The organism is Rhizobium oryzicola, from assembly GCF_030504645.1.
GTDB classification, from domain to species: Bacteria; Pseudomonadota; Alphaproteobacteria; order Rhizobiales; family Rhizobiaceae; genus Neorhizobium; species Neorhizobium oryzicola.
The window spans coordinates 1,439,561-1,464,589 of sequence record NZ_JAUKWQ010000001.1; the positions used below are offsets into that span (position 1 = coordinate 1,439,561).

22 protein-coding genes, 1 tRNA gene and 1 pseudogene are annotated in these 25,029 nt (G+C 58.7%); 12 read left to right on the forward strand and 12 right to left on the reverse strand.

From position 1 onward, the window contains the following. Positions 1-10: 10 nt before the first annotated feature. On the reverse strand, positions 11-502 hold the full coding sequence (locus tag Q2T52_RS07160; protein ID WP_302075954.1) for a CesT family type III secretion system chaperone: 492 nt from the start codon (positions 500-502) through the stop codon (positions 11-13). Positions 503-798: 296 nt separating this feature from the next. On the opposite strand from Q2T52_RS07160, the gene Q2T52_RS07165 reads away from it, so the two are divergent. The 7 genes from Q2T52_RS07165 to Q2T52_RS07195 all read left to right on the forward strand — a co-directional run bounded on the left by Q2T52_RS07165 (position 799) and on the right by Q2T52_RS07195 (position 6,269). Beyond that, complete coding sequence (locus Q2T52_RS07165; RefSeq protein ID WP_302075955.1) at positions 799-1,308, forward strand: GNAT family N-acetyltransferase; 510 nt, start codon at positions 799-801, stop codon at positions 1,306-1,308. An 88-nt stretch (positions 1,309-1,396) separates the two neighbouring features. Continuing rightward, positions 1,397-2,902 carry an Asp-tRNA(Asn)/Glu-tRNA(Gln) amidotransferase subunit GatB gene (gene gatB / locus Q2T52_RS07170; protein WP_302075956.1) on the forward strand — a complete coding sequence of 502 codons (1,506 nt, stop codon included), beginning with the start codon at positions 1,397-1,399 and terminating at the stop codon, positions 2,900-2,902. A 39-nt stretch (positions 2,903-2,941) separates the two neighbouring features. Then, on the forward strand, positions 2,942-3,445 hold the full coding sequence (locus tag Q2T52_RS07175; RefSeq protein ID WP_302075957.1) for a GNAT family N-acetyltransferase: 504 nt from the start codon (positions 2,942-2,944) through the stop codon (positions 3,443-3,445). 53 nt (positions 3,446-3,498) lie between these two features. Then, positions 3,499-3,966 (forward strand): GNAT family N-acetyltransferase, encoded by a 468-nt coding sequence (locus Q2T52_RS07180; protein ID WP_302075958.1) that lies wholly within the window; start codon positions 3,499-3,501, stop codon positions 3,964-3,966. A gap of 99 nt (positions 3,967-4,065) precedes the next feature. Next, entirely contained in the window at positions 4,066-4,464 is a 399-nt protein-coding gene (locus tag Q2T52_RS07185) for an NADH:ubiquinone oxidoreductase subunit NDUFA12 (protein ID WP_302075959.1), read from the forward strand. A gap of 101 nt (positions 4,465-4,565) precedes the next feature. After that, the gene (locus Q2T52_RS07190; protein ID WP_302075960.1) at positions 4,566-4,985 is read left to right on the forward strand and encodes a DUF2155 domain-containing protein; all 420 of its coding nucleotides are present in this window, start codon (positions 4,566-4,568) and stop codon (positions 4,983-4,985) included. A gap of 156 nt (positions 4,986-5,141) precedes the next feature. Beyond that, positions 5,142-6,269, forward strand: a complete 1,128-nt coding sequence (locus Q2T52_RS07195) for an acyltransferase family protein (protein ID WP_302075961.1) — start codon at positions 5,142-5,144, stop codon at positions 6,267-6,269. Between the two features lie 35 nt (positions 6,270-6,304). Here Q2T52_RS07195 and aat read toward each other — a convergent pair whose 3' ends face one another. From aat to Q2T52_RS07225, 6 genes are all read right to left on the reverse strand, one after another. Then, positions 6,305-6,946, reverse strand: coding sequence for a leucyl/phenylalanyl-tRNA--protein transferase (gene aat, locus Q2T52_RS07200; RefSeq protein WP_302075962.1), 642 nt, complete (start codon positions 6,944-6,946; stop codon positions 6,305-6,307). Between the two features lie 2 nt (positions 6,947-6,948). Beyond that, positions 6,949-8,298 carry an acetyl-CoA carboxylase biotin carboxylase subunit gene (gene accC, locus Q2T52_RS07205; protein ID WP_302075963.1) on the reverse strand — a complete coding sequence of 450 codons (1,350 nt, stop codon included), beginning with the start codon at positions 8,296-8,298 and terminating at the stop codon, positions 6,949-6,951. Between the two features lie 9 nt (positions 8,299-8,307). Next, positions 8,308-8,787 carry an acetyl-CoA carboxylase biotin carboxyl carrier protein gene (gene accB / locus Q2T52_RS07210; protein ID WP_302075964.1) on the reverse strand — a complete coding sequence of 160 codons (480 nt, stop codon included), beginning with the start codon at positions 8,785-8,787 and terminating at the stop codon, positions 8,308-8,310. A 7-nt stretch (positions 8,788-8,794) separates the two neighbouring features. Then, complete coding sequence (gene aroQ / locus Q2T52_RS07215; RefSeq protein ID WP_302075965.1) at positions 8,795-9,250, reverse strand: type II 3-dehydroquinate dehydratase; 456 nt, start codon at positions 9,248-9,250, stop codon at positions 8,795-8,797. Positions 9,251-9,364: 114 nt separating this feature from the next. Further along, positions 9,365-10,132, reverse strand: a complete 768-nt coding sequence (locus Q2T52_RS07220) for a DsbA family protein (protein ID WP_302075966.1) — start codon at positions 10,130-10,132, stop codon at positions 9,365-9,367. A 194-nt stretch (positions 10,133-10,326) separates the two neighbouring features. Beyond that, positions 10,327-13,245 (reverse strand): Rne/Rng family ribonuclease, encoded by a 2,919-nt coding sequence (locus tag Q2T52_RS07225; RefSeq protein ID WP_302075967.1) that lies wholly within the window; start codon positions 13,243-13,245, stop codon positions 10,327-10,329. Between the two features lie 718 nt (positions 13,246-13,963). Here Q2T52_RS07225 and Q2T52_RS07230 point away from each other — a divergent pair. The 3 genes from Q2T52_RS07230 to prfB all read left to right on the forward strand — a co-directional run bounded on the left by Q2T52_RS07230 (position 13,964) and on the right by prfB (position 19,075). After that, positions 13,964-15,139 (forward strand): N-acetylmuramoyl-L-alanine amidase, encoded by a 1,176-nt coding sequence (locus Q2T52_RS07230; protein ID WP_302076063.1) that lies wholly within the window; start codon positions 13,964-13,966, stop codon positions 15,137-15,139. Between the two features lie 266 nt (positions 15,140-15,405). Beyond that, positions 15,406-17,862, forward strand: a complete 2,457-nt coding sequence (locus Q2T52_RS07235; protein ID WP_302075968.1) for a penicillin-binding protein 1A — start codon at positions 15,406-15,408, stop codon at positions 17,860-17,862. 84 nt (positions 17,863-17,946) lie between these two features. Then, positions 17,947-19,075 (forward strand): peptide chain release factor 2 gene (gene prfB, locus Q2T52_RS07240; RefSeq protein WP_302075969.1). Its coding sequence is split into 2 segments (ribosomal slippage): positions 17,947-18,015 and positions 18,017-19,075, totalling 1,128 coding nucleotides; the frame shifts between segments, so codons are not numbered across the junction. Positions 19,076-19,145: 70 nt separating this feature from the next. Here prfB and Q2T52_RS07245 read toward each other — a convergent pair. After that, positions 19,146-20,348 (reverse strand): multidrug effflux MFS transporter, encoded by a 1,203-nt coding sequence (locus tag Q2T52_RS07245; protein WP_302075970.1) that lies wholly within the window; start codon positions 20,346-20,348, stop codon positions 19,146-19,148. Positions 20,349-20,515: 167 nt separating this feature from the next. On the opposite strand from Q2T52_RS07245, the gene Q2T52_RS07250 reads away from it, so the two are divergent. Continuing rightward, positions 20,516-21,172: a TetR/AcrR family transcriptional regulator gene (locus tag Q2T52_RS07250; RefSeq protein ID WP_302075971.1), complete on the forward strand. Its 657-nt coding sequence runs from the start codon at positions 20,516-20,518 to the stop codon at positions 21,170-21,172. Here Q2T52_RS07250 and Q2T52_RS07255 read toward each other — a convergent pair. Next, positions 21,173-22,012 (reverse strand): annotated as a pseudogene (locus Q2T52_RS07255) (NAD kinase); the annotation flags it as partial. 100 nt (positions 22,013-22,112) lie between these two features. Between Q2T52_RS07255 and Q2T52_RS07260 the strand changes: the two are divergent. Further along, positions 22,113-22,188 (forward strand) — tRNA-Thr (locus Q2T52_RS07260). 42 nt (positions 22,189-22,230) lie between these two features. On the opposite strand, the gene Q2T52_RS07265 is transcribed toward Q2T52_RS07260, so the two are convergent. The 3 genes from Q2T52_RS07265 to Q2T52_RS07275 form a co-directional block, all read right to left on the reverse strand. Beyond that, positions 22,231-23,328, reverse strand: a complete 1,098-nt coding sequence (locus tag Q2T52_RS07265; protein WP_302075973.1) for a DUF4214 domain-containing protein — start codon at positions 23,326-23,328, stop codon at positions 22,231-22,233. A gap of 178 nt (positions 23,329-23,506) precedes the next feature. Then, positions 23,507-23,860: a hypothetical protein gene (locus Q2T52_RS07270; RefSeq protein WP_302075974.1), complete on the reverse strand. Its 354-nt coding sequence runs from the start codon at positions 23,858-23,860 to the stop codon at positions 23,507-23,509. Positions 23,861-23,995: 135 nt separating this feature from the next. Next, the gene (locus Q2T52_RS07275) at positions 23,996-24,787 is read right to left on the reverse strand and encodes an HpcH/HpaI aldolase/citrate lyase family protein (protein WP_302075975.1); all 792 of its coding nucleotides are present in this window, start codon (positions 24,785-24,787) and stop codon (positions 23,996-23,998) included. Positions 24,788-25,029: the final 242 nt, after the last annotated feature.

Here is a 25,029-nt window from a genome sequence, read left to right on the forward strand (position 1 = left end):
GCGCAAGAGGTTAGGGGCGAAGGATGAGAGAGCTGTTGGCCTCTTCGGCGGACGGATCGTCGGCAAGGGTCGGCAGGGGAATGCCGTTACCGATATCGGCCGGATGGGCGAGCAACGCCTTCCAGGATTCGATGTGGTCGAGAGCGGCTTGCAGATGCGTTTGAAAACTGTCTTGTGTGAGGCCCTCGGCGGCGATGCGGTCAAGCCACACCAGGCTGTCGCCATCCATCGCCAGCGTTCCAGTCGCCAACTGTACGGATATCCGGTTGGCGTCGAGGACATGCCGGAAAAAGCTGGGATCGGCCTGAGCGGCAATTTCGGTAATCTCGGCCTGCAGCAGAAGACCGCCTCGCGCCCGATCGTGGCGGAAGGTCAGCACGGTCTCATCGAAGGAGAGGGTGCATTGCCCGTCGTCATCGAGTTGCAGACCGGGCAGGCCGATATAGTCTCCAAAGCCTGAGATGACGGCATTGATGCTTGTGAAATCGACGGCGGTATCCATGGCTATCTCCAATAGGCCCCGGGGTGTACGGACATGGCGAAGACGCCTTGCCCTCTTTCCAGGAAAGGATAAGACGGCCTGGATGGCTCTCCATGTGTCGAACATGACAGGGACTGATATTCGCCCGCCAAGTCTTCCCGGTTGTGCGACGCTCGCGCCATGACAGCGCCGAGATCCTTCTTCAGGCCGCCCCACTTGGGTGGCCAGAAATGCAAGTCGGCAACCAAGTCTCATAATCTGGCGTGCAATTTGCGTCTGCTCGTGGTGTGATAGCCGCAGGGGAAACCGGGACCGCCATGCTGACAATCCGCATTGCTCGTGAAGACGAGGCAGCCAAACTGACTGATATCGGCTTGCGTGCCTGGGAACAGGCCATGGAGCCGATCGGCACTCGGTCGGATCTAAGGGAAAATGCGCTGAACGCCTTTGCCGGGTTTACCCAAAATGCCTGGCTGACAATTTCGGTCGCTGACCTGAATGGAGATGTGGTGGGCTGGGCCGCGCGCGAGGGCCTGGACGAGAAGATAACCGACTTCTGGGTCGATCCGGATTTTCTTCGCCAGGGGGTTGGCTCTGCGCTGCTGGCGGATATCGAAACGCAGATCCGCGACCAGGGATTTGAGGAGGCGAGGCTGGAAACCCACGCTCAGAACACAAGCGCCGTCCAGTTTTTCGAGAAACATGGCTACCGCGTCAGCTGGCTCTCTGTTTCCTATTCGCCGAAGCTCGATCAGGATGTGCAGTCCGTCGGTCTGGCAAAACATCTAGTGACGGAAGAGGCTGACGGGTACGGCTCTGAATTCTGAGCCCGCAACCGGGCAGCAAAGCTTGCGCCTCCGCCACATTTGCTCTACCTGACGGACATTCGAACGACCGTATGAAGAGCAATTACCAATGACCCTTGTCGACGTCCGTACCCCCGATCCGAAGCGTTTCATCCCCGGCGCCACTGGCGACTGGGAAGTGATTATCGGCATGGAAGTGCACGCGCAGGTCCTGTCCAATTCCAAGCTCTTCTCAGGTGCTTCCACTGAATTCGGCAAGGCGCCAAATTCCAACGTGTCCCTGGTGGATGCGGCCATGCCCGGCATGCTGCCCGTCATCAACGAGGAGTGCGTCAAGCAGGCTGTGCGCACGGGTCTCGGCCTTAAGGCACAGATCAACAACCGCTCGATCTTCGATCGCAAGAACTACTTCTATCCGGATTCGCCGCAGGCCTATCAGATCTCCCAGTACAAGGATCCGATCGTCGGCGAGGGCAAGATCGTTATCTCGCTCGGTCCGGACCGCCAGGGCCAATTCGAGGATATCGAGATCGGCATCGAGCGTCTGCATCTGGAGCAGGACGCCGGCAAGCTGATGCATGACCAGCATCCGACCATGTCCTTCGTCGACTTGAACCGTTGCGGCGTGCCGCTGATGGAAATCGTCTCCAAGCCGGACATGCGCTCGTCTGACGAAGCCAAGGCCTATATGACGAAGCTGCGCTCCATCGTGCGCTATCTCGGCACCTGCGACGGCAACATGGACGAGGGCTCCATGCGCGCTGACGTCAACGTCTCCGTACGCCGCCCGGGCGAGCCCTTCGGCACGCGCTGCGAAATCAAGAACGTCAATTCCATTCGCTTCATCGGTCAGGCGATTGAATATGAAGCGCGCCGCCAGATCGCCATCTTGGAAGAGGGCGGCACCATTGAGCAGGAAACCCGCCTGTTCGATGCGGGCAAGGGTGAAACGCGTTCGATGCGCTCCAAGGAGGACGCGCAGGATTACCGCTATTTCCCGGACCCGGACCTGCTGCCACTGGAATTCGACGATGCCTTCGTGGCCGAGTTGAAGGCGCATCTGCCGGAATTGCCGGACGACAAGAAGGCGCGTTTCGTGGCGGAACTCGGCCTGTCCATCTACGATGCCTCCGTTCTCGTCTCCGAAAAGGCGATTGCCGATTATTTCGAAGCCGTGGCGGAAGGCCGTGACGGCAAGACGGCAGCCAACTGGGTCATCAACGACTTGCTAGGGGCGTTGAACAAAGCCGGCAAAGGCATTGAAGAGACTCCGGTTTCACCCGCCCAGCTCGGTGGGATCATCGACCTCATCAAGGCCGAAATTATCTCCGGCAAGATCGCCAAGGACCTGTTCGAGATCGTCTTCAACGAGGGCGGTGATCCGGCCGAGATCGTCGAAGCCCGCGGCATGAAGCAGGTGACCGATACCGGCGCCATCGAAAAGGCCGTGGATGACATCATTGCCGCCAACCCGGATCAGGTCGCCAAGGTCAAGGCAAAGCCCACGCTGGCCGGCTGGTTCGTGGGTCAGGTCATGAAGGCGACGGGCGGCAAGGCCAATCCGCAGGCTGTGCAGGCGCTGGTGAAGTCCAAGCTCGGCATCGAAGACGAATAAGGAGGCGGTCTTCGCAAGAAGACCCTTCAGGAGACGCCGATGGTATTCTTCGTCCGCACCGCCAGCGAGCGGGATGTCGAGGCAGTGCGAACCTTGCTCCGGGAAACGTGGGTTGCGACCTACGTTCCCTTCTATGGCGAAGCCAAGGTCGGCGAGTTGATCGCTGCCTGGCATACGCCGGATGCGATTCGCTCCCGCATTCTGCGCAAGGATGGCGAATTTCTGGTGGCTGACGACGGCCGCCAGCTTGGCGGCATGGGATACGCGGCCATGTCGGAGAAGATGACCAAGACCGCTGTCCTGCACCAGCTCTATGTGCATCCGAGCTTCCAGAACATGGGCATCGGCCGCGATATCTTCGCAGAGCTTGAAACCTGCTTCCCGGATGCGGAACTCATGCGGCTCGAGGTTGAGCTGAAGAATGTGCGCGCCATATCCTTCTATAACCGTCTCGGCTTCGTTGAGGTGGACCGCACCAAGAATTGCGGCGGTGGTGATAGCGGTATCGAAGCCGTCATCATGGAAAAGCCGCTGGCGCTCTGAATGGGCGCCACCGGCTCTTGCGGCATGCCGCGACGCACGGAGGAGCAAGTGAGATGACCGGACAGAACCTCGTGATTCGTCGTGCACGGGAAGACGATCTTCGAAATCTGGTTGCGTTATTTGCCGATGATGCCGTCGGCGGCCATGGCGATACGAACGACCCGGAAGCCTTCGAAGATTATCTGCGTGCCTTTCACTCAATCGACACGGCGAGCCACGAGCAATTGTTCGTTGCGGAATTGCAGGGTGAGGTGGTCGGCACCTTCCAGCTCACCTATTATAGAACCCTTGCGGGCCGTGGTGCGGTCAATCTGCGGATCGAGGCGGTGCAAACGCGGTCCGATCGTCGCGGGCAGGGGATCGGCGCAAAAATGATTACGCATGCCTTGGAGGAGGGGCGCCGGCATGGCTGCAAGGCGGCATATCTCACCTCCAACAATGCCCGCACCGATGCCCACAGGTTCTACGAGCGGCTGGGGTTTGTAAAGTCCCATGCAGGTTTCAAGATGCCGCTCAAATAGTAGTGGCCGGCTTGCGAAAGGCTGGACATTCGACCGATGAGATAGCATAAGCAGGTTCAAGGATTGCATTCCTTGTCTTCGCGAGGACGTTGGAAAATTATGAAGAATCTCCTCCTTCAAATCTTTACCTGGTGGAACGGTCAGACGATCGGGACCCGCTTCTTTACCTGGCGCAACGGTAAGCGCGTTGGCGAAGACGAGTTCGGCAATGTCTATTACGAAGGCGGCACGACCTCCTTCGGCCTGCCTCGCCGGTGGGTCATCTATAAAGGCTACGCGGAAGCCTCTGCTATCCCGCCAGGCTGGCACGGTTGGATGCACTACCGCACGGATGTTCCGCCGAGCAAGGAAAGCTACACAGTTCGCGAGTGGCAGAAGCCGCATCACGAAAACCTGACGGGTACGGCACTGGCCTACAAGCCGAAAGGCTCGCTGGATGCAACGGGCGAGCGCCCGCGTGTCACCGGCGATTACGACGCCTGGACGCCCGGCGCCTGATCGGTGCTGATGGCCTTTTCCGCGTTGACGCCACAATCGCGCTCTAACGCGTCTCTGTTCCGGGCATCGTCCGGAACGGGAAACACAGCCGCGAGACGTTGATGCCGAAGCCGTTGATCTCCAAGACCGTCCTGTCCGCAGCATTTTGCGGTGCCTTGGCCTTGTCTGCCGGGCAGGCATTCGCGGCCCGCATCGAAAACCCGGTGGCGGAATTTGCCGGCATCGACAAGATCACCGGCCGTATCACCAAATTCGACGTCTATATCAACGAGACTGTGCAGTATGGCGCCCTGCAGGTGACGCCGAAGGTCTGCTATTCGCGTGACGACAGCGAGGCGCAGAAGATCGACAGTTTCGTGGAGGTCGACGAAATTACGCTCGACCGCAAGATCCGCCGCATCTTTACCGGCTGGATGTTTGCAGATAGCCCCGGTCTCAACGCTGTCGAGCATCCGATCTATGACGTCTGGCTGACGGGCTGCAAGCAGAAGTCCGACGTACCGGCACCCGCTGCGAAGTAATCGCAGGCTGATAAAATAGTCTCAAAAACCCTGCCTACCTCCGCGAGAGCGCATTCTGTTGCTCCCGGACGGGTTAACCATTCCCTGACGTTTTGGTTGTTGGTGCCTGAAAAAGGACTAGCGTGTTTACGTTTTGTTAACGGAAGACGCAGGGCGATGAACACGGTAAAGAGGATTCCGGCTCTTGATGGAGTGAGGGCGATCGCAGTAGTTGCCGTGTTGCTGGCGCATTTTCCCGCGATCGAGGGGGTGCCTTTTTCGGCTTTGTTGAACAGGCTTGTCCACGCGTTGCGGCTTTCAACACTTGGCGTCGATCTATTTTTTGTGCTCAGCGGTTTTCTGATTACGCGGATTTTGATCAACGAGAAGCGCGAGACCGGGCACATTCAACTGGGCTCGTTTTACATCAAGCGGACGATCAGGATCGTCCCGATTTATATCTTGTGCCTGTTGGTTTCCGCTGCCTTCTTCGGCTTTTCGCAATCAGAAATTCTTAGTTTATCCACCTATACATTCAATCTCTATCATCCTTTCTATCCCGCTCCACATGCCATGGAGCATACATGGTCACTGTCCGTCGAGGAGCAGTTTTATCTCGCGTGGCCCTTCTTGATCAGTGCGATTCCAATGAGGTCCGGCAGGCTCATCACAGCCATCCTTGTGCCGGCTTTGGCCGTACTCGCCGGAAGTTTGTTCGCGCTGAACTTCAGCGGACCGCTCGCCGATGATCTAATCTATATGTCTTCGGCAACCAGAATGCTGTCATTGTCGCTCGGTGGATATTTGGCGTTTTCAGAATCGGAAGGCTTTTCTTTTTCTGGAGCCAGATGCCTTCAGCTGCTGGGCGCAGGGACTGCAATTCTGGTGACGGCCATTCTGGCACGGGCAGCTGGGGTCATCCCCCCTGAGGGGCTGTATTGGGTTCTTGCAATTGTCGGCTTTGGGCTGGTCAGTACAGCGGTGCTGGCGCTTGTTGCTCTTGGCAGCGGTCCAGCGCCCGCCGTGATCCGCCGTGGACTGGATTACCCACCTTTACGTTATGTTGGAAAGATCTCTTACGGTCTATACCTCTATCATTACCCGGTGCTCTTCGCCCTGAAGATGAATGAGGCCGCGGTTGGTGATCACGGTGTGTCTATCGCTCGGTGGGGATGCGGGTTGGGTATGACCGTCGCGCTTGCGGTGGCATCTTTCCATCTGATTGAAGTGCAGTTCCTCAAGTTGAAAGCCCGGTTCGAATCCGCCCGTAGAAAGCTCAGTAAACCCGTGATGGCTATGCATTAGGGGAAGAGAGGGGTCTGCAAGCGAAAGGCGTTGGATTAGCCGGTGATGATCGACCGATCGGCAAAGCTGCGGTACGGCGGCGCAAGTGCCTCTTTCAGCATGACCAGATAGTCCTCCTTCGGCACGTCGATCGCGCCGAAGGTTTTCAGGTGATCGGTGGTGAACTGCGTATCGAGAAGGCGGAACTTCCGCTCGTTCAGCCGCTCGACCAGGTGCACGAGACAGATCTTCGAGGCATTGGTGCGGCGAGAGAACATGCTTTCGCCGAAGAAGGCAGCCCCCAGTGAAACGCCATAAAGCCCGCCCACGAGCGCGTCATCCTCGAAGGCCTCGACGCTGTGCGCATGGCCCATGCGGTGCAGCTCGGCATAGAGTTGGCGAATGGTGACGTTGATCCAAGTGGAGGGGCGATCTGGCGCTTCTTCAGCGCAACCGGCCATGACTGCCTCGAATGCGGTATTCACCCTGATGTCGAAGGGGCGCTGGCGGATCGCCTTCTTCAGGCTTTTGGACACGTGGAAATTATCAAGAGGGATGACCCCTCTGACTTCCGGCTCGACCCAGAATATCTCCGGGTCGTCTGCTGCTTCGGCCATCGGAAACAGACCGATGGAATAGGCGCGCAGCAGAATATCCGGTGTTATAGCTGGATAATATCTGCCGCGTCGCCCTGCCATGTCTATCCTTGAGCCTTTTCGTCGGCCAGATACTTCTCCAACCAATGGATGTCATAGTCGCCGTTGGCGATGTCCTGGTTGGACACCAGATCCTGGAACAGTGGCAATGTGGTTTTGATACCGTCGACGACAAACTCGTCCAGAACACGGCGAAGACGCATCATGCATTCAACGCGCGTGCGGCCGTGTACAATGAGCTTGCCGATCAGGCTGTCATAGTAAGGCGGGATCTTGTAGCCCGCATAGGCGCCCGAATCCACGCGCACGCCAAGACCGCCCGGTGCATGGAAATGCGTGATCGTACCCGGCGAGGGAACGAAGGTACGGGGGTCTTCCGCATTGATGCGGCATTCGATGGCGTGGCCGGAGAAGTGGATCTCCTCCTGGGTCACGGACAGGCCGGCGCCGGAGGCGACGCGGATCTGCTCATGCACGAGGTCGATGCCGGTGATCGCTTCGGTAATCGGGTGCTCCACCTGCAGGCGGGTGTTCATTTCGATGAAATAGAACTCGCCGTTCTCGTAGAGGAACTCGATGGTACCGGCGCCGCGGTACTTCATCTTCTTCATGGCGTCGGCGCAGATCTGCCCGATCTTCATGCGTTGCTCGACGTTCAGGGCAGGGGAGTTCGCCTCTTCCCAGACCTTCTGGTGACGACGCTGCAGCGAGCAATCGCGTTCGCCAAGATGGATCGCATTGCCTTCGCCGTCGCCGACCACCTGCACTTCGATGTGGCGCGGCTTGCCGAGGTACTTTTCCATGTAGACGGCGTCGTTGCCGAAGGCAGCGGCGGCTTCGGAACGGGCGGTGTTGAACGCCTCTTCCAGGTCCGCTTCCGTCTTCGCCACCTTCATGCCGCGACCACCGCCGCCGGCGGTTGCCTTGATCAACACCGGGAAGCCAATCTTGCGCGCGGTTTCCAGCGCATTCTCAGGCGTCACCTCGCCGTCGGAACCGGGAACGACTGGGATACCCAGCGCCACAGCTGTCTGCTTCGCGGTGATCTTGTCGCCCATCATGCGGATATGTTCCGCCGTCGGCCCGATGAAGGTGATGCCATGTGCATCCAGGATATCAGCGAACTTGGCGTTCTCCGAAAGGAAGCCATAGCCCGGGTGAACCGCATCGGCACCGGTGATCTCGCAGGCTGCAACGATCTGGTGGATATTCAGATAGCTGTCACGCGAGGGCGGCGGGCCGATGCAAACGCTTTCGTCCGCAAGCCGCACATGCATGGCATTGGCATCAGCCGTCGAGTGAACGGCAACGGTCGCGATGCCGAGTTCCTTACAGGCGCGCAGCACGCGAAGGGCAATTTCCCCGCGGTTGGCAATGAGAATCTTGGAGATCATGAACCTGCCTTATTCGATCACGACCAGCGGCTCGCCATATTCGACCGGCTGCGCGTCGTTGACAATGATTTCCGTGACACGGCCCGAACGCGGGGCCGGGATCTGGTTCATGGTCTTCATGGCTTCGATGATGAGAAGCGTCTGGCCTTCCTTGACGGTCGCGCCCACTTCGATGAAGGGACGCGAGCCCGGTGCCGGCGACAGATAGACGGTGCCAACCATCGGGGCCGTCACGGCATTGGCGCGGTCCTTCGGTGCGTCAGCAGCAGGGGCCGCAATGGCGGAAGCGGCCGGAGCAGCAGCGGCGGGCGCTGCGGCGTAAGCGGGAGCCGCGGCAGCCTGCACGTATTGCGGAGCCGGAATGGTGCGGGAGACGCGAATGCGCAGGTCGTCCTGCTCGACTTCGATTTCCGTCAGGTCGGTATCCTTGAGGATGTTCGCCAGATCGCGGATCAACCCCTTGTCAATACCGTTCTTCTTCTCAGACATGGTCAACCTATTTCTGCTGTTGTTCTTTGGTGGTGATGCCACTGAGGGCTTCGATCGCCAGAATGTAGCCGTGAGGTCCCAATCCGCAGATCATGCCTTTGGCAGCCGGTGCGATCATCGACTTGTGACGAAACTCTTCGCGCGCGTGGATGTTGGAAATATGAACTTCGATTACGGGCACCGAAATGGCCCGGATCGCGTCATGCAAGGCAATTGACGTGTGGCCATAGGCACCGGGATTAATTACCACGCCCACTGCCTTGTCATCCGCCTCGTGAAGGTAATCGACCAGCGAGCCTTCGTGATTGCTCTGTCGGCAATCAACAGTGAAGCCAAGCCGGTCTCCTGCGGCGATGCAATCGGCTTCGATGTTCTTCAGCGTCTTGCCGCCATAGATGCCGGGCTCTCTCTTGCCAAGCATGTTCAGGTTCGGGCCGTTCAGAACAAAGATCGTCTTGCTCATGGAGTTTCCGTCAAAAAATCAGCGCCACCTATAGACTGTCGAGCGGTCAAGGGAAAGGCCCAAGCCACGAAAGCCGTGCATAACCGGGGTTTAGGTGAATCGCGATGACGTTCCTCAGCAGCTTGCCTTGCCGCAGGCGCGGATGTTGGAAATCTTGCCGGACAGTTCATTGTAGCCGACAGCCCCAAAGACGGCCTCATTGCCGACGACGTAGAAGGGCGTGCCGGTCACGCCGAGATTGTTGGCAAGCTCGTAGGTTGCCTTCACATCCTTGTCGTTCGGATGGTCTTCCATCGACTTGCGGATGTCTGCCTCCTTGATGCCGAGAGCCGTGGCGACTTCGATCGCGGTTTCCTCGGAGGCGCGCACATCACCGCCCAAGAGTTCGCGATGGAAGGTGGGATACTTGTCCGGCGCAATCAGCCTGACCGCATTGGCAACACGGTGCGCGGCAACCGAATCCGGGCCAAGGATTGGGAATTCCTTCAGGATGAAGCGAACCTGCTTGTCCTTGGAGAGGATCTTGTCCATGTCGCCAAGGGCGCGTTTGCAGTAGGTGCAGTTGTAATCGAAGAATTCGACGATCGTCACGTCACCCTTGGGATTACCGAGCGTAATATCGCTCGGAGAGGAGAAGATCGCTTCCTTGTGCGCCGTGATGCCGTTGGCGGCCTGGGAGATCTGCATGTCCCGCTGCTTTTTCTCCAGAGCATCCTGTACCTCCAGCAGCACCTCCGGGTTGGCCAGCAGGTACTCGCGGATGAATGCCCCCATCTCCTTCTTCTGCTGGTCATCCAGCGCGCGGGCAGGCACGGCCGCAAACGACAGAGCCGTGGCCCCGGCAAGGAGTGTGGCAGTCGCCGTTTTGAAGAAGTTCGACATAGATATCCCCGTCATCTTGGTTGCTGGGCGTACGTGCCCGACTCACAGTCAGAATGTCGCCCATTCGATATGAGCCGTAATTAGCCATTGCGGCGCAAAAAACGAAACTCAAATCTCCGTTTGGTACGACCATAGCCTTTACAGCAAAACGGCCGCACAAGGGCGGCCGCTGCTCGATTGTTGATGTCCGTTGCTTACAGGAAGCCACGGCGCTGCCACCAGCCGGCTTTCTTTGGCTTGGTTGGTCCGCCATCCGGACCATCACCCTCGGTCGGCGCCGTGGAGGTTACCACCGGTGCGGAGGAGGAAATGTTGGAGCCGCGGTTAGCGCGGGCCGGCTTGCCGGCCTCGTCGTCCTGAGCCTCGGCAACAGGCGCAGCCTCTTCAGCTTGGACCGGTACGACTTCGGCAGCCGGTTCAGCGGCAGAAATCACTTCGGCAGGCTGCTCAGCCGCAGGTGCAGGTTCGGCAACCTGTGCTTCGGTAACCGGTGCTTCCGCCTCGGCGGAGGCCTTGCCACGGCGCGTACGGCGCGGCTTGGTCGCCTTGGGCTCAGTTGCTTCGGCCACCACTGCAGGTTCCGCTTCAACAACCGGTGTTTCGATCGTCTCGGCGACGACCTCCTCGGTGCTTACCGCATCTTCTGCGTCACCGTCGTCATTACCTTCGGTATCGCTCTCTTCAGAGCCATTTGCCGAAACAGACGTCTCTTCGTCGCCCCGATTGCGGCGGCCGCCACGCTTACCGCGACGACGGCGCTTGCGGCGCTGCGATTCCTCGCTGTCGGAGGTGACCATCTCGGACGAAGCGTCAGCAGCAACAGTGCCTTCGTCATCGCCCTCTTCGCCGTCATCATCCTCGTCCGAATCGCTTTCCTGCGCGTCGTTCGCCTGGCCTTCAGCATTGCGCTCGCCATTGCGGTTGCGACGACGGCGGCGACGCTTGCGCTTGCGACCGCCTTCACGGTCCTCATCACTGCGCGCGCTTTCCTGCGGCTGCGAAGAGGTCGCTGCGACTTCTTCGTCGTCCTCGTCCATCGGTTCCGGAACGATATCATCGTCCTCGTCTTCGACAGGAATGGCCGCGAACTGGATCAGGCTTTCGATCTTGACAGGGTTTTCCACCGGTTCGCCGCGATCAATCGCGAAGTGGCTGGAACCAATGCTGACATCCGATTCGATGAAGATCGACACACCGAAACGCTTCTCGTAATCGGTGACCGTGCCGCGCTTGTGGTTGAGCAGGTAGAGCGCGATCTCGGGCGTCGTGCGAACAGTAATGTTGTGGGTGGTGTTCTTCAGCAGGTGCTCTTCGATGCCGCGCAGCACATGCAGAGCAATCGAGGACTGCGAACGCACATGACCTGTGCCGCCGCAATGCGAACAGACCTGCGTGGTCGATTCCAGCACCGAAGCGCGGATACGCTGGCGCGACATTTCCAGAAGACCGAAATGCGAGATACGGCCGACCTGAATGCGTGCGCGGTCGTTCTTCAGGCAATCCTTCAGCTTCTTCTCGACAGCGCGGTTGTTGCGTTTCTCTTCCATGTCGATGAAGTCGATGACAACGAGGCCGGCAAGGTCGCGCAGACGCAGTTGGCGCGCGACTTCTTCCGCGGCTTCCAGGTTCGTCTGCAGGGCTGTCTCTTCGATCGAATGTTCGCGCGTCGAGCGGCCGGAGTTGACGTCAACCGCGACCAGGGCTTCCGTCTGGTTGATGATGAGATAGCCGCCGGACTTCAACGTCACCTGCGGCTGCAGCATACGGTCGAGCTGCGCTTCGATGCCGGAACGCGCAAAGATCGGGTGCAGATCGCGGTAGGGCTGAACAACCTTCGCATGGCTCGGCATCAGCATCTTCATGAAGTCTTTCGCTTCACGATAGCCGTCTTCGCCGGATACGATGATCTCCGAAATGTCCTTGTTGTAGAGGTCGCGGATAGAGCGCTTGATCAGCGAGCCTTCCTCGTAGACGAGGCAGGGCGCAATCGAGTTCAGCGTCAGTGTGCGGACGTTTTCCCACAGGCGCATGAGGTATTCGAAGTCGCGCTTGACTTCGACACGCGTGCGGTTTGCACCGGCTGTGCGCAGGATCACGCCCATGCCCTGCGGAACTTCGAGTTCGCGGGCGATTTCCTTCAGGCGCTTGCGATCCGTCGGATTGGTGATCTTGCGGGAAATGCCGCCGCCACGCGCCGTATTCGGCATCAGCACTGAATAGCGGCCTGCGAGCGACAGGTAGGTGGTGAGCGCTGCACCCTTGTTGCCACGCTCTTCCTTGGCCACCTGCACCAGCAGGATCTGGCGGCGCTTGATGACTTCCTGAATGCGGTACTGCTTGCGCGGCTTGCGGAAGACGCGATCCGGAACTTCTTCCATCGCGTCTTCGGCGCCGACCGACTCGATGACTTCCTTCTCGTGGTTGTCATCGTCATCATCATCGTCGTCGTCATCGTCCCGGCGACGATCCATCACGTCTTCGGAGATCGAATCGGTATCGACGGACGCAGCCATGTGGCCAGGTGTACTATCGTCGTCGCTATCGGCAGTGGCCTCAGTTTCAGCAGCAGCTTCTGCGGCAGGCGCTTCTTCAGCAGCCTTTTTGCGAGAGCGCGTGCGGCGTGGCTTTGCCTTCGGCTTTTCCTCGGCAGCAGGCGCTGCTTCAGCTTCGACAGCGGCCACTACCGGCTCTTCGGAAACGGCTGGCTGTTCGGCTTCGGAGCCCAACGCGGCTTCGACCTGCGCGACAATGCCAATATCCGGCTGGTCCTGCTGAGCAAGATCGACAACAGGTTCGGAAAGGTCATGGTCGGGATGGTGACGCTGTTCTTCCGCTTCCGCCTGGAGAAGCGCCTGACGATCGGCGAGGGGGATCTGATAGTAATCCGGGTGGATTTCCGCAAAGGCCAGAAAGCCGTGGCGATTGCCACCATAATCCACGAAGGCGGCCTGAAGCGACGGTTCGACTCGCGTTACCTTGGCCAGGTAAATATTGCCGCGAATCTGTTTCTTGTGTTGCGATTCAAAATCGAATTCTTCAATCCGGTTGCCCCGGACAACGACTACGCGCGTCTCCTCTTTGTGAGACGCGTCGATAAGCATTCTGTCTGCCATTGAATGTCTGCTCCTCGGCGCCGACGCGCAAGTGCCGAGGATACTGCCGAGGGGGCAGTCCTATCGAGTCTCGCGTCCGTTCCGCCGGATAAGAAAATTCTCGCTGGAACGGGGTGTGGCGGCATCATCGAAACGCACTGATGAGCCCTTGGCCCCTTCAGATCGTTCCGGTTATGCAATTCGTGCCGCAACATCAAAAACCAGTCGAGAATGACGATACAATAGACCCCTGTGGGGCCCGATGAATTTGCTCCTGATGAGCATGGATGGCGAACCATCCGGTATTGTCCCGGCCGTTGCCGGATCGGATAGAGTTTCAGGCCAAGCGTAGCGACGACGGATGTCTGCCGGTCCATGGCGCCAGAACACATGCTGGCTGCCTATCGACGGACTATCCCGTCACGCTTAAACCCTCATAAGCCTTGTATGTTTTATCTGTCACAATAGCAAGCGGAAAGCCTGATCTGCCTTATTATGGATCAAATTGCAGGTTTAGCGAGGCGGCAATCGCAGGCTACATGCCTATTGCCGGAAGTGATGGTGGAACATCGTGCCGATCTGTTGCATGGGGGTACCAGAATCACGCAAACGGGCTTTGGCGAAGACGGTGAGGGGACATGACGAGAACGTTGCACGCGCAGGTTGGCCGATGAGAATGCGCGACCGGATCTCCGATGCCGGCGGACATCTGCTGCTCGTGTGCGTCATCTGCATGGTGATGCTGTTTCAGTACGCGCCGTCGCAGGCGGCACCGTCTTCGGAAAATGCATCGTCGGAACTTCTGGCTTTTGCCGCGCGCATCGCCGGTGACGAGGCGCGGACTCGCATCGTCATTGATTTCGATGGAAAGCCGGACTTTTCGATCCACTACGTTGCCTCGCCCGAACGGATCATCGTGGATCTTCCGGCCACGGCCTTCGGCTTTCCGGCCCATGACTTGAATCCACGCGGCCTGTTCAAGGACATCCGCTACGGTACGATGAACGAAGGCAGTGCACGTATTGTGCTGACAGCGATTCGACCGGTCAAGCTTGTGCATGCTGAGGTCCTGCCGAATGAGGGGCACGGCTATCGCTTTGTGCTGGATGCGGAGATGACAACGCCGCAGGCCTTCGCGGAGCTGGTCAAATCGCAGAGCTGGACCCAGGCTGCTATCGAAGCGCCAGCCAATCTCAATTCCGCGACCCCGTCTCGTGACGGTCTATTCATTGTGGCAGTCGATGCCGGCCATGGCGGTATCGACGCAGGCGCGACAGGCGTCGCGACCAAGGTCCAGGAAAAGAACATTACGCTCGCCTTCGCCAAGGCTTTGGTTGAGCATCTGAACCAGCAAAAAGGGATAAAGGCGTTCCTGACCCGTCAGGACGACACCTTCCTGTCGCTCTCCGAGCGCGTGACGTTGGCGCGCCAGGGTGGGGCCAATCTGTTCATCTCGCTGCATGCGGATATTCTCGGGCAGCGAAACATTCGTGGTGCCACCGTCTATACGCTGTCGGATACCGCATCGGACAAGATGGCGGCCAATCTTGCTGCGCGTGAAAACCTCTCCGACGAATTGGCAGGCTTCAGCATCCAGAGCGGCCCGCCTGAGGTGGCCGACATCCTGCTCGATTTGGCGCGTCGCGAAACGCAGGCGTTCTCGACATCGCTGGCGGAGGGCGTGGTCAAATCTTTCGAGGGGCAGATTGGGTTGATCAACAACCCGCATCGACAGGCTGGCTTTCAGGTCTTGCGTGCACCGGATATCCCATCAATCCTGCTGGAGCTTGGCTTCCTGTCCAATGAAGAGGACGAAAAGCAGCTCCAGGATCCGAAATGGCGGGAAAAGGTGGTGGACCGTCTCGCCGCTGCTGTCACGCGCTACCGCACCGAATCAGCTGCCAAGGGTGGCTAATCCCGCTTCCATCTCTCCGAAACGTGATCATGTGGCCACACTTGGCCGTTGATTGGCTGTTTGCGGTGCGGCAAGGGGTTGCGATCTATCAAATCAGTGCGAAAGCCCTATTTTACTCACATTAAGGGCTTTAAGCGGGGATAGATGATGAAGTCTGGCGGCAGGGAGTTGCGCAGGCTTGCGCTGGAACCGACCGCCGTGCAAAACGCCTCGATGCATAAGACGGTGCTTGTTTTGCGCCTATGTCACCAAGACGGTAGCTGTATATGATCAGATTGCTTGGATATTTCTTTGGACTGGCCTGCGTGCTCTTTCTGGGCGCCGCGGTTGTCGGCGCCGTTTACCTGACTGGCGTATCCAGGGATCTGCCCAACTACGAAGTGCTCGCGTCCTACGAGCCGCCGGTGACGACGCGCGTGCATGCGGGTAACGGCGCGTTGATGGCGGAATATGCGCGCGAGCGCCGCCTGTTCCTACCCATCCAGGCTATCCCGGACCGCGTCAAGGCGGCATTTCTGTCGGCGGAAGACAAGAATTTCTATACCCATCCGGGCATCGACCCCTGGGGTCTCGGCCGCGCAATTTTGAACAACCTCCAGAACTTCGGTTCTGGCCGCCGTCCGGAAGGTGCGTCGACCATCACGCAGCAGGTGGCGAAGAACTTTCTTCTCTCCGCCGACCAGACCATCGACCGCAAGGTGAAGGAAGCCATTCTTTCCTTCCGCATCGAGCAGACCTATTCCAAGGACAAGATCCTTGAACTCTATCTCAACGAAATCTTCTTCGGCCTGAACTCTTACGGCATCGCAAGCGCCGCATTGACCTATTTCGACAAGCCGGTGACGGAACTGACGATTGCCGAGACGGCCTATATGGCCTCGCTGCCGAAGGGCCCGGCGAACTATCACCCCATCCGCCACGAGCAGGCTGCCCTTGAGCGCCGCAACTGGGTCATCGACCGCATGGCGGAAAACGGCTACATCACCACCAGTGACGCGGCCGAAGCCAAAAAGCAGCCCCTCGGCGTCAAGCTGCGCCGCTCGGGTGCCTCCGTTTTCGCATCGGATTTCTTCTCGGACGAAGTGCGCCGTCAGATCATCGACAAGTACGGTGACAAGGCGCTCTACGAAGGCGGGCTTTCCGTCCGTACCTCGCTCGATCCCGACCTGCAGCTTCTGGCACGCAATGCGCTTCAGCGAGGCCTGATCAATTACGACGAACGCCGCGGTTTCCGCGGGCCCGTGGCGCAGATCAATGTCGCCGGCGACTGGGGTCCGGAGCTTGCGAAGATCCCTGCCATGCGCGACGTGCCGGAATGGCGTCTCGCCGTCGTGACCGCCGTCTCTGCCAAGGGCGTTGATCTTGGCATGCAGCCCCAGCCGGGCGCCAACGGCAAGTTGGAGGACCAGCGCGAGACGGGCCGCATTGAGCCGGACAACATGAAATGGTCTTACCGCGACGCAAAATCCGGTAAGACGGCGAAGGCACCGGATGGCGTCGTAAGGCCTGGTGACGTCGTTTACGTGGAGCAAATTGCCGGTAAGCAGGGCTCCTACCGTCTGCGTCAGCCGCCGAAGGTGCAGGGCGGCATGGTGGTGATGGACCCGCATACGGGCCGCGTTCTCGCTATGGTCGGCGGCTTTGCCTATGGCCAGTCGGAATTCAACCGCGCGACGCTTGCCATGCGCCAGCCGGGCTCGTCCTTCAAGCCGATCGTCTATGCAGCCGCGCTGGACAACGGTTATACACCGGCTTCCGTTTTGAGCGATGATCCGCTGGAGATCGTTTCTGGCGGCCAGGTCTATCGCCCTGACAACTATGAAGGTGAAGGCGGCGGCACGAATACGCTTCGTTTTGCCATCGAACATTCCCGCAACCGCATGACCGTGCGCTTGGCGCAGGACATGGGCATGGATCTTGTCGCTCAGTATGCCGAGCGTTTCGGCATTTACGACAAGATGCTGCCGGTGCTTTCCATGTCGCTGGGTGCCGGTGAAACCACGGTGCTGCGCATGGTCTCCGCCTATTCGGTCATTGCCAACGGTGGAAAGCAGATCAAGCCGACGTTGATTGACCGCATTCAGGATCGCTACGGTAAGACGATTTTCCGTCATGAAGAGCGCACCTGCGACGGCTGCAATTTCAGCAACTGGGCGCGCCAGGACGAGCCGAACATTCAGGACAATCGCGAGCGGGTTCTCGACCCGATGACTGCCTACCAGATCACATCGATGATGGAAGGTGTCGTGACGCGCGGCACGGCCGCCGGCAAGATCCCCGTCAAGGATCGTCCGGTCGCCGGCAAGACCGGTACGACCAATGATGAAAAGGACGCCTGGTTTGTCGGCTTTACGCCGGATCTGGTCGCCGGCCTCTACGTTGGGTTCGACACGCCGGCCCCTCTCGGTCGCGGTGGTACGGGTGGCGTGATTGCCGCGCCGATTTTCGGTGACTTCCTGAAGGATGCCGCCAAGCGGACGGCGCCCAGCAAGTTCCAAGTGCCGCAGGGCATGACCATGATGGCTGTGAACCGCAAGACCGGCATGGCCGCCATGGAAGGCGATCCCGATACCATCGTGGAAGCCTTCAAGCCCGGCACCGGCCCGGCCACCAGCTTCTCCGTCATCGGCGCTGGCGAGCAGGTTCTTCAGCCCGAGGAAATCCTGAAGACATCGCCGCAGGCACAGCAGGCGGTAACATCGGGGGCGGGCGGTCTGTTCTGACCGCCCAAGGCCACTCAAGCTTTACATCCGAGCCTAACGCAACTATGCACGGCCCATCCTTCGTGAGGACCAAGAAGAAGACCTATGCGTAACGAAACACTGAATGCAATCGACGAAATCAAGCAGGCCATAAGCCTGCTGAGGAGGCATCTTTGACTGGGACCAGGCGATAAGACGACTGGACTGGTTGAATAACAAGGCAGAGGATCCCACCCTCTGGAACGATGCCCAGGAAGCCCAGAAACTGATGCGCGAGCGTCAGCAACTGGATGAAAGCATCAATGGCGTGAAGCGCCTCGAACAGCAGATGAAGGATAACATCGAGCTGATCGAAATGGGCGAGGAAGAAGGCGACGAGAGCATCGTCACCGAAGCCGAAGAAGCCCTGAAGGCCCTGAAGGCAGAGTCCGGCAAGCTGCAGGTCGAGGCGATGCTGTCTGGCGAAGCTGATGGCAACGACACCTATGTGGAAGTCCATTCCGGCGCCGGCGGTACTGAAAGCCAGGACTGGGCCAGCATGCTGTTGCGCATGTACACCCGCTGGGCGGAACGCAACGGCTTCAAGGTTGAAGTGCTGGAAGTGCATGACGGCGAAGAAGCCGGCATCAAGTCTGCGACGATCCTCGTCAAGGGCCACAATGCCTATGGCTGGATGAAGACCGAATCCGGTGTCCATCGCCTCGTGCGCATTTCGCCCTATGACAGCAACGCACGCCGTCATACGTCCTTCTCGTCGATCTGGGTCTATCCGGTCATTGATGACACGATCAACATCGAGATCAATGAAAGCGATTGCCGCATCGACACCTATCGTTCGTCCGGTGCCGGTGGTCAGCACGTCAACACCACTGACTCGGCTGTGCGTATCACGCATATTCCAACGGGTATCGTGGTGGCCTGCCAGCAGGAACGTTCGCAGCACAAGAACCGCGCCAAGGCGTGGGACATGTTGCGCGCTCGTCTCTATGAGCAGGAGCTGAAGAAGCGCGAAGATGCGGCCAATGCCGAAGCGGCCTCCAAAACCGATATCGGCTGGGGTCACCAGATCCGTTCCTACGTGCTCCAGCCCTATCAGCTGGTGAAGGATCTGCGCACCGGTGTTGAAAGCACCGCGCCCGACGATGTGCTGAATGGCGATATCAACGAGTTCATGGAAGCAGCGCTTGCTCATCGCATCAGCGGCAAGGCAGACGCAGTTTCCGATATCGATTGATCGCCTGACAGGAAAATCGAAAACGGCCGGGTCGCGAGATCCGGCCGTTCTTGTTTTGAGGGGAATGAGCTTACTCAGCGGCAGCCAGCGAACCTTGCCGGCTCCGTAGAACGACGATCGACAGCAGGAAGACGACAACTGAGCAAAGTCCGATGACGGTCACCATCGGCCGCGACGTGCCATCGACGAACAGGCCGCCGATCCCGACGACAAAGGCCGAGGTGATGAACTGTATCGTGCCCATCATGGCGGATGCTGTGCCGGCAATACGTCCGTGATGCTCCAGCGCAAGGACGGCAGCAGTGGGAATGATCATGCCCAGGAAGCCGTAGCCGCAAAACAGGAAGGCCGCCATGACATCAAGGCGATCAATGCCGAGCGAGGTAATGAAGGCGAGCGCCACCATCATTGTCGCATAGCCGGCGACCGCGCCGCGAATCACCTTGCGTAGGCCGATCTTGCGCGCCAGCCAGCCATTCATCTGTGACATGCCGATAAAAGCGACAGCATTGCAGGAGAAGACGACGCTGTAGAAGGATGGCGACAGGCCGTAATGCTCGATCAGCACGAAGGAGGAGTTGGCCACATAGATCATGTAGCTGGACATGCCGAAGGCTGCCATGAGGACAAGTCCCAGATAATAGGGGTCGCTGAGCAGCGTGCGATATGCGTTCAGGGCACCGGCGATGCTGCTTTGGCTGCGGGCCGACGGCAGGCGGGTTTCTTCAAGAAAGAAGATGGCAACGACCAGTCCGACCAGGCCGGCGGCGACCATGACCAGGAAGATCAGTCGCCAGTCTCCGAAAGCGGTGACGATGCTGCCAGCCAGGGGTGCCAGGATGGGTGACACGCTGAAGACCAGCATCAGCCGTGACATCAGTTGGGCTGCCGCGGCGCCGGTGTGCAGATCGCGCACGATCGCCCGGCCGATGACCACCCCGGCACAGGCACCCATGCCCTGCAGGAACCGGAAGGCGATCAACCATCCGATAGACGGGGAGAGCGCACAGCCGATGGCGCCGATTCCGTAGAGAACGAGTCCCACATAGAGCGGACGTTTGCGCCCGAACATGTCGGATACGGGGCCATAGACGATCTGGGAGACCGCCATGGCGGCAAAGAAGGAAATGAGGCTCGCCTGAACCGCGTGGCTGTCGGCCTTGAGGTTGGCGGCAATGGTTGGCAAGGCGGGGAGATACATGTCGAGCGCGAAAAGCCCGATGGCGGAGAGCAGCCCCAGGGTCAGGGCATGTGACGGTGCTCTGCGTTGCATTTGGAGAAAGCCTTTCCCGTCACCACATCTGTCGTGTTACGGCAGGGCGAGGACGATTTTGGGGGCAAAGATGAAAGCCAGCCAGCGGTGGATCGTGGGGCTTGGCGATCATGTAAAATATTTTGGACACGATTGTCCAATCCGTCAAGGGGTCGTATGTTAGTGTCATGAAAAATTCAACAGCAGAACTTGCGACGGAGCTCGACACCTGGCCGCCGGCGCAGAACAAGCGTCAGGCGATCCTGAATGCCGCGGCCGATGTTTTCGCGCAGGAAGGCTTTGCAGGCGCAAGCATTGATGCCATTGCGGCGAGGGCCGGGGTTTCCCGACAGACAGTCTATAACCAACTGGGCGACAAGGATAATCTGTTCAAGGTGGTCGTGTCGGAAATCACCGATCGATCAAGCGCCGGATTTTTCCGGGTCCTCGACACCTTTCCTGTCGCACCTGAAAATCTTGAGAAGGAGCTGACGGACTTTTCTGCTCGCCTTCTTCGCAAGGCAATCTGTGATCCCAATGGCCGCTGGTTACGCAAGGTGGTGGAGACGGAAGGCGCGCGTTTCCCGGAGCTGTTCGAGACCTGGAAGGAATATGGGCCGGGCAAGAAAAACCCGGCGGTTGCTGCTCGCCTGGCGCAACTGGCGCTTGCCGGCTATCTTGAACTCGACGATCCGGCACTGGCCGCCCGCCAATACATGTCGCTTCTGGCAACCGATCTCAGGATCGACCAGCAGCTTGGGCGCAGGACGCCGGAACATGAAATTGACCGCATGGCTGCTGATGCCACACGCACCTTCCTGCGCGCCTTTGGTCGCCGTAATTGATCAGTCGCTGAACTGTTCCGCGAGAATGCGCTCCGACCACGAGTGATCGGGGTCGGAAAGAATACGCGCCGTGCGATCGGTCGATTGGGCGATTCGCACTGACAGCACGCTCTTCACTTCCGTATTGTCGGCAACCGCGTTGACCGGGCGTTTTGAGGGCTCGAGGATCTCGATATCCACGCAGACCTTGTTCGGCAGAAGCGCGCCCCGCCAGCGGCGAGGGCGGAAGGCGCTGACCGGCGTCATGGCCAGCAGGGGTGCTTCCAGGGGCAGGATTGGCCCATGGGCGGAAAGATTATAGGCCGTGGAGCCCGCCGGAGTCGCAATCATCAGGCCGTCGCAAATCAGTTCCTCCAGCCGCACATGCCCATCGATTGTTACCTTCAGCTTCGCCGCCTGATAGGATTGGCGAAACAGATAGACCTCGTTGATCGCAAGCGCGATGGATGTTGTACCGTCATCGTTGACGGTCTTCATCTGCAGCGGATGAAAATCATTCTCGACGGCAGTGTCGATTCGCTCGAACAGACCGTCCAGGCGGTAGTCGTTCATCAGAAAGCCGACCGAGCCGCAATTCATGCCGTAGATGCGTTTGCCGCTGTTGATGGTCTGATGCAGCGTCTGCAACATGAAGCCATCGCCACCCAAGGCAATGATGACGTCAGCGTCTTCGACGGAACTGTTACCGTAAAGGGTCGTCAACTGTTCGAAAGCATGCTGCGCCTCCGGTGCCGGAGACGCCTGAAACGAAAGACGTTTTGTGTTCGCGACCATGGCGCCCTCATATAAGCATGCTTTCGTACTCGATAATCTCAAGCAAGGACAAGCCTGCAGGTCGCGATAAACGTTCCGTTCTCGCTCACCTCAAGAGAATGATCCCTGTGATAAAAAGCAGATTTCGCTTTACAGCAGAACAGGATGTGGTAATTCCCCGCCCAACGCCCTTGTAGCTCAGTTGGTAGAGCACCTGATTTGTAATCAGGGGGTCGCGGGTTCGAACCCTGCCGGGGGCACCATTTTCATCTTCTGAATTTGATGGCGCTTATTTGCGTGTTATTTCACGCAAGCCAAATCCCATCTGCAATTCTGGCACTGACGCCAGCGATATTCTCCGCGCTCTCGGAAAAATTCATGAGCACCTCGGCTTTTGAAGCGCCATGAGCCAGTTGGTCCAGCCAGTAGGCCATGCCACCTGCTTCGCCGGCGCGGTGCAGAACGTGTTCATAAAGCTTTCCGACGAAATCCTGGTTGGATACATTGGCTCCAGAGAGCGCCTGAAACTCGGTGGCCGACACAAATCCTTGCGCAGCGTCCAGCAGTGACTTGCCGTTGTCCATTGCCCTGACCCAGAAGGAAAGGCCACCTGTATCCGGCGTTCGGTCGAAGGCGGCCTGATAGAGGCGATAGGCTTGCCCTGCATTGGCGGACGTGTCGAGAGCCAACGTGCCGTCGGCAAACTGGATTCGCTCGATATTGCTGAGCTTGTCCGTACCGGTCGTTGCTGAGGTCACCGTGGCAACGCCGGCGATCTGGCGCACCGTATAGGACGCCCGAGCGCCATCATAGATGACCGTGTCGATACCTTCGCGGCCATCAAAGGCGTCATTGCCGCTGCCCGCCTTGAAGGTGTTGTTCTTTGTGAGATTGTCAATGAAGCTGGCCGGCGTGTCATAGCTGGCAAAGCGTTGAAGGTACTCAACCAGCGTCGCGCCGTTGGCATCCGCCGACGACAGGACGCCACCGGATTTCACGAAGTCGATCAGCTTCTGCGTGCCGAGAAGATGCGTCGCGGCAATCATACCGGTCTTGGTGAGCAGCACGCCGTTCAAGGTCTGGCCAGCATAGAATTCCAAATCATAGTAGCGGATGCGGTTCCACAACAGCGTGAACCAGTGATCGGCAGCAGTGTCCTGTTCCGAGGGGTTGTTCAGAAAATCGCCAAGCGAGTTGATACCGTTCTTGCCAAGGAAGCCCTTGGAATAGACATTGTCGTAGGAATTGCCGTCCTTGGCGACATAGCCGAGATCAATCAGCGCCGCCTCACCGAACTGATAGGCGCCTGCGTAGCCGTATTTGTTGACGACGGAATAGTTGCCACCGGATTCGCGTTGCCGCAGCGCTGCAAAGAAATCGCGATAGGTGCCGGTGGTTGACATCTGAGCCAGTCCTCTTGGCTTCAGGTGTAAGAAGCCGTTTCGGTTCGGAACGATAACGGAATGTCTTCAACAATCGGTAAGCGCAACACACCCTCGCGTAACGGGAAGGGGTTGGCGACCATAAACGAAAACAGCCGGCACGAAGCCGGCTGTCTGAAATATTCAATTGAGGGCTACGTCAATCGCAAACGCGGACGCTTTCCATGTGCCAGCCGCCGTCATAGGCGTTGCGGACGCGCCGATCTTCATACCAGCAACTCGGCGGGGGCGGTGCTTCTTCTATGTAGCGAGGGCCGCCGCCATTAGCGAGTGCTCCACCAATAAGACCACCAACGACGCCAGCGGCGAGACCGCCAGCGATAACGGCGCCCGTGTTGTTGTGGTGACGGCGCGGCGGAGGACCTGGAGGCGGGCCGGGCGGTGGCGGGTAACGACGCCATTCCTGTGCCATTGCATTCGGAGCCGGAATGGTCACCGTGCCCATGGTCGCTACCAGTGCCAATGTCATGGCTGTGATCAATGTCTTTTTCATAGGGCGATCCCTCTTCTACGGCTGCCAATCAGGGTGCCGCGTTGTCGTGAAGATGCGCTCGGCAAGCTTAACAGTCGCTGAACGAATTGTGACATCAATGCGGCGTCTCTTGAACTCTGAAAGGTGGCTTGCCGTTCAATAGCCTTTGCCGTTCTCAGCACCCACACCCCGACCGTAGCGTGATGCCAACCGGCGCAGTGCGGTCACAAACTCGGTGACGTCACCGCCCACGGCAACAAATTGCGCGCCGAGCGATAGATAGCGCTTGTTGAGGTTTTCATCAAAGGTAAGGATGCCTGCAGGCTTGCCTGCAGCCGTTATCTTGACCAATGCGGCTTCTATCGCCTGCTGAACCGGCTCTGCATCCAACTGGCCGGCAAACCCCATGTCTGCGGCCAGATCAGCCGGACCGATGAACACGCCATCGACACCATCCACCGAAAGGATAGCATCCAGGTTTTCCAGCGCTTGCCGGGTCTCCGCCTGGACGAGAAGGCACACTTCCCTATCGGCGGCCTGGGCATAGTCGTCGATGGTATTGAAGCGAGAGGCGCGGGCGACTGCCGCCCCCATTCCGCGTTCGCCGTAGGGCGGGTAACGAACAGCTCGGACCAGGGCTTCTGCCTGTTCACGTGTATCGACCATCGGGATCAGCAGCGTCTGCGCACCGATATCGAGAAACTGCTTGATCATCCATTTCTCGCCCACGGGCAGGCGCACCACAGGAAAGGAGGGCGAAGATTCGAGCGCCTGCAATTGATGCAGCACGCTGCGCAGATCATTGGGACCGTGCTCGCCATCTATCACCAGCCAATCGAATCCGGCTTGTCCTGCCATGGAGGCGGCGTAGGCGTCCGCCATGTTGAGCCAAAGGCCAATGAGTGGCTTGCGAGAGGCAAGGGCTGCCTTGAAAGGATTTTTGAGCATCAGGGGTCTCCAACGCAACCGTTGGGGTTGCATTGATTGTGATGCATCCGTCTTTCGGTGAGGTCAAGCTTACGCAATCGCTGACGCCTTCAGGTTGCTTCGATCGGATCGGGCGAAGAAAAAATGCATACCCCAGCGTGCGAAATATTACAAAATTCGGGAATACTGAAAAATTGAATCGTCGTTTTGAGCTTTATTTAGACTCTTGGTCCTATTTTTAGGGCGTCAGGAGAGGGGGCTTC

Coding starts and splice junctions, on each gene's coding strand:
- Q2T52_RS07235 (WP_302075968.1), top strand. CDS start 15,406: ATGATCAGATTGCTTGGATATTTCTTTGGACTGGCCTGCGTGCTCTTT.
- Q2T52_RS07190 (WP_302075960.1), top strand. CDS start 4,566: ATGCCGAAGCCGTTGATCTCCAAGACCGTCCTGTCCGCAGCATTTTGC.
- gatB (WP_302075956.1), top strand. CDS start 1,397: ATGACCCTTGTCGACGTCCGTACCCCCGATCCGAAGCGTTTCATCCCC.
- aroQ (WP_302075965.1), bottom strand. CDS start 9,250: ATGAGCAAGACGATCTTTGTTCTGAACGGCCCGAACCTGAACATGCTT.
- Q2T52_RS07275 (WP_302075975.1), bottom strand. CDS start 24,787: ATGCTCAAAAATCCTTTCAAGGCAGCCCTTGCCTCTCGCAAGCCACTC.
- Q2T52_RS07250 (WP_302075971.1), top strand. CDS start 20,516: ATGAAAAATTCAACAGCAGAACTTGCGACGGAGCTCGACACCTGGCCG.
- accC (WP_302075963.1), bottom strand. CDS start 8,298: ATGATCTCCAAGATTCTCATTGCCAACCGCGGGGAAATTGCCCTTCGC.
- Q2T52_RS07175 (WP_302075957.1), top strand. CDS start 2,942: ATGGTATTCTTCGTCCGCACCGCCAGCGAGCGGGATGTCGAGGCAGTG.
- Q2T52_RS07270 (WP_302075974.1), bottom strand. CDS start 23,860: ATGAAAAAGACATTGATCACAGCCATGACATTGGCACTGGTAGCGACC.
- Q2T52_RS07160 (WP_302075954.1), bottom strand. CDS start 502: ATGGATACCGCCGTCGATTTCACAAGCATCAATGCCGTCATCTCAGGC.
- Q2T52_RS07165 (WP_302075955.1), top strand. CDS start 799: ATGCTGACAATCCGCATTGCTCGTGAAGACGAGGCAGCCAAACTGACT.
- Q2T52_RS07180 (WP_302075958.1), top strand. CDS start 3,499: ATGACCGGACAGAACCTCGTGATTCGTCGTGCACGGGAAGACGATCTT.
- Q2T52_RS07230 (WP_302076063.1), top strand. CDS start 13,964: ATGCTGTTTCAGTACGCGCCGTCGCAGGCGGCACCGTCTTCGGAAAAT.
- aat (WP_302075962.1), bottom strand. CDS start 6,946: ATGGCAGGGCGACGCGGCAGATATTATCCAGCTATAACACCGGATATT.
- Q2T52_RS07245 (WP_302075970.1), bottom strand. CDS start 20,348: ATGCAACGCAGAGCACCGTCACATGCCCTGACCCTGGGGCTGCTCTCC.
- accB (WP_302075964.1), bottom strand. CDS start 8,787: ATGTCTGAGAAGAAGAACGGTATTGACAAGGGGTTGATCCGCGATCTG.
- Q2T52_RS07220 (WP_302075966.1), bottom strand. CDS start 10,132: ATGTCGAACTTCTTCAAAACGGCGACTGCCACACTCCTTGCCGGGGCC.
- Q2T52_RS07185 (WP_302075959.1), top strand. CDS start 4,066: ATGAAGAATCTCCTCCTTCAAATCTTTACCTGGTGGAACGGTCAGACG.
- Q2T52_RS07265 (WP_302075973.1), bottom strand. CDS start 23,328: ATGTCAACCACCGGCACCTATCGCGATTTCTTTGCAGCGCTGCGGCAA.
- Q2T52_RS07225 (WP_302075967.1), bottom strand. CDS start 13,245: ATGGCAGACAGAATGCTTATCGACGCGTCTCACAAAGAGGAGACGCGC.
- Q2T52_RS07195 (WP_302075961.1), top strand. CDS start 5,142: ATGAACACGGTAAAGAGGATTCCGGCTCTTGATGGAGTGAGGGCGATC.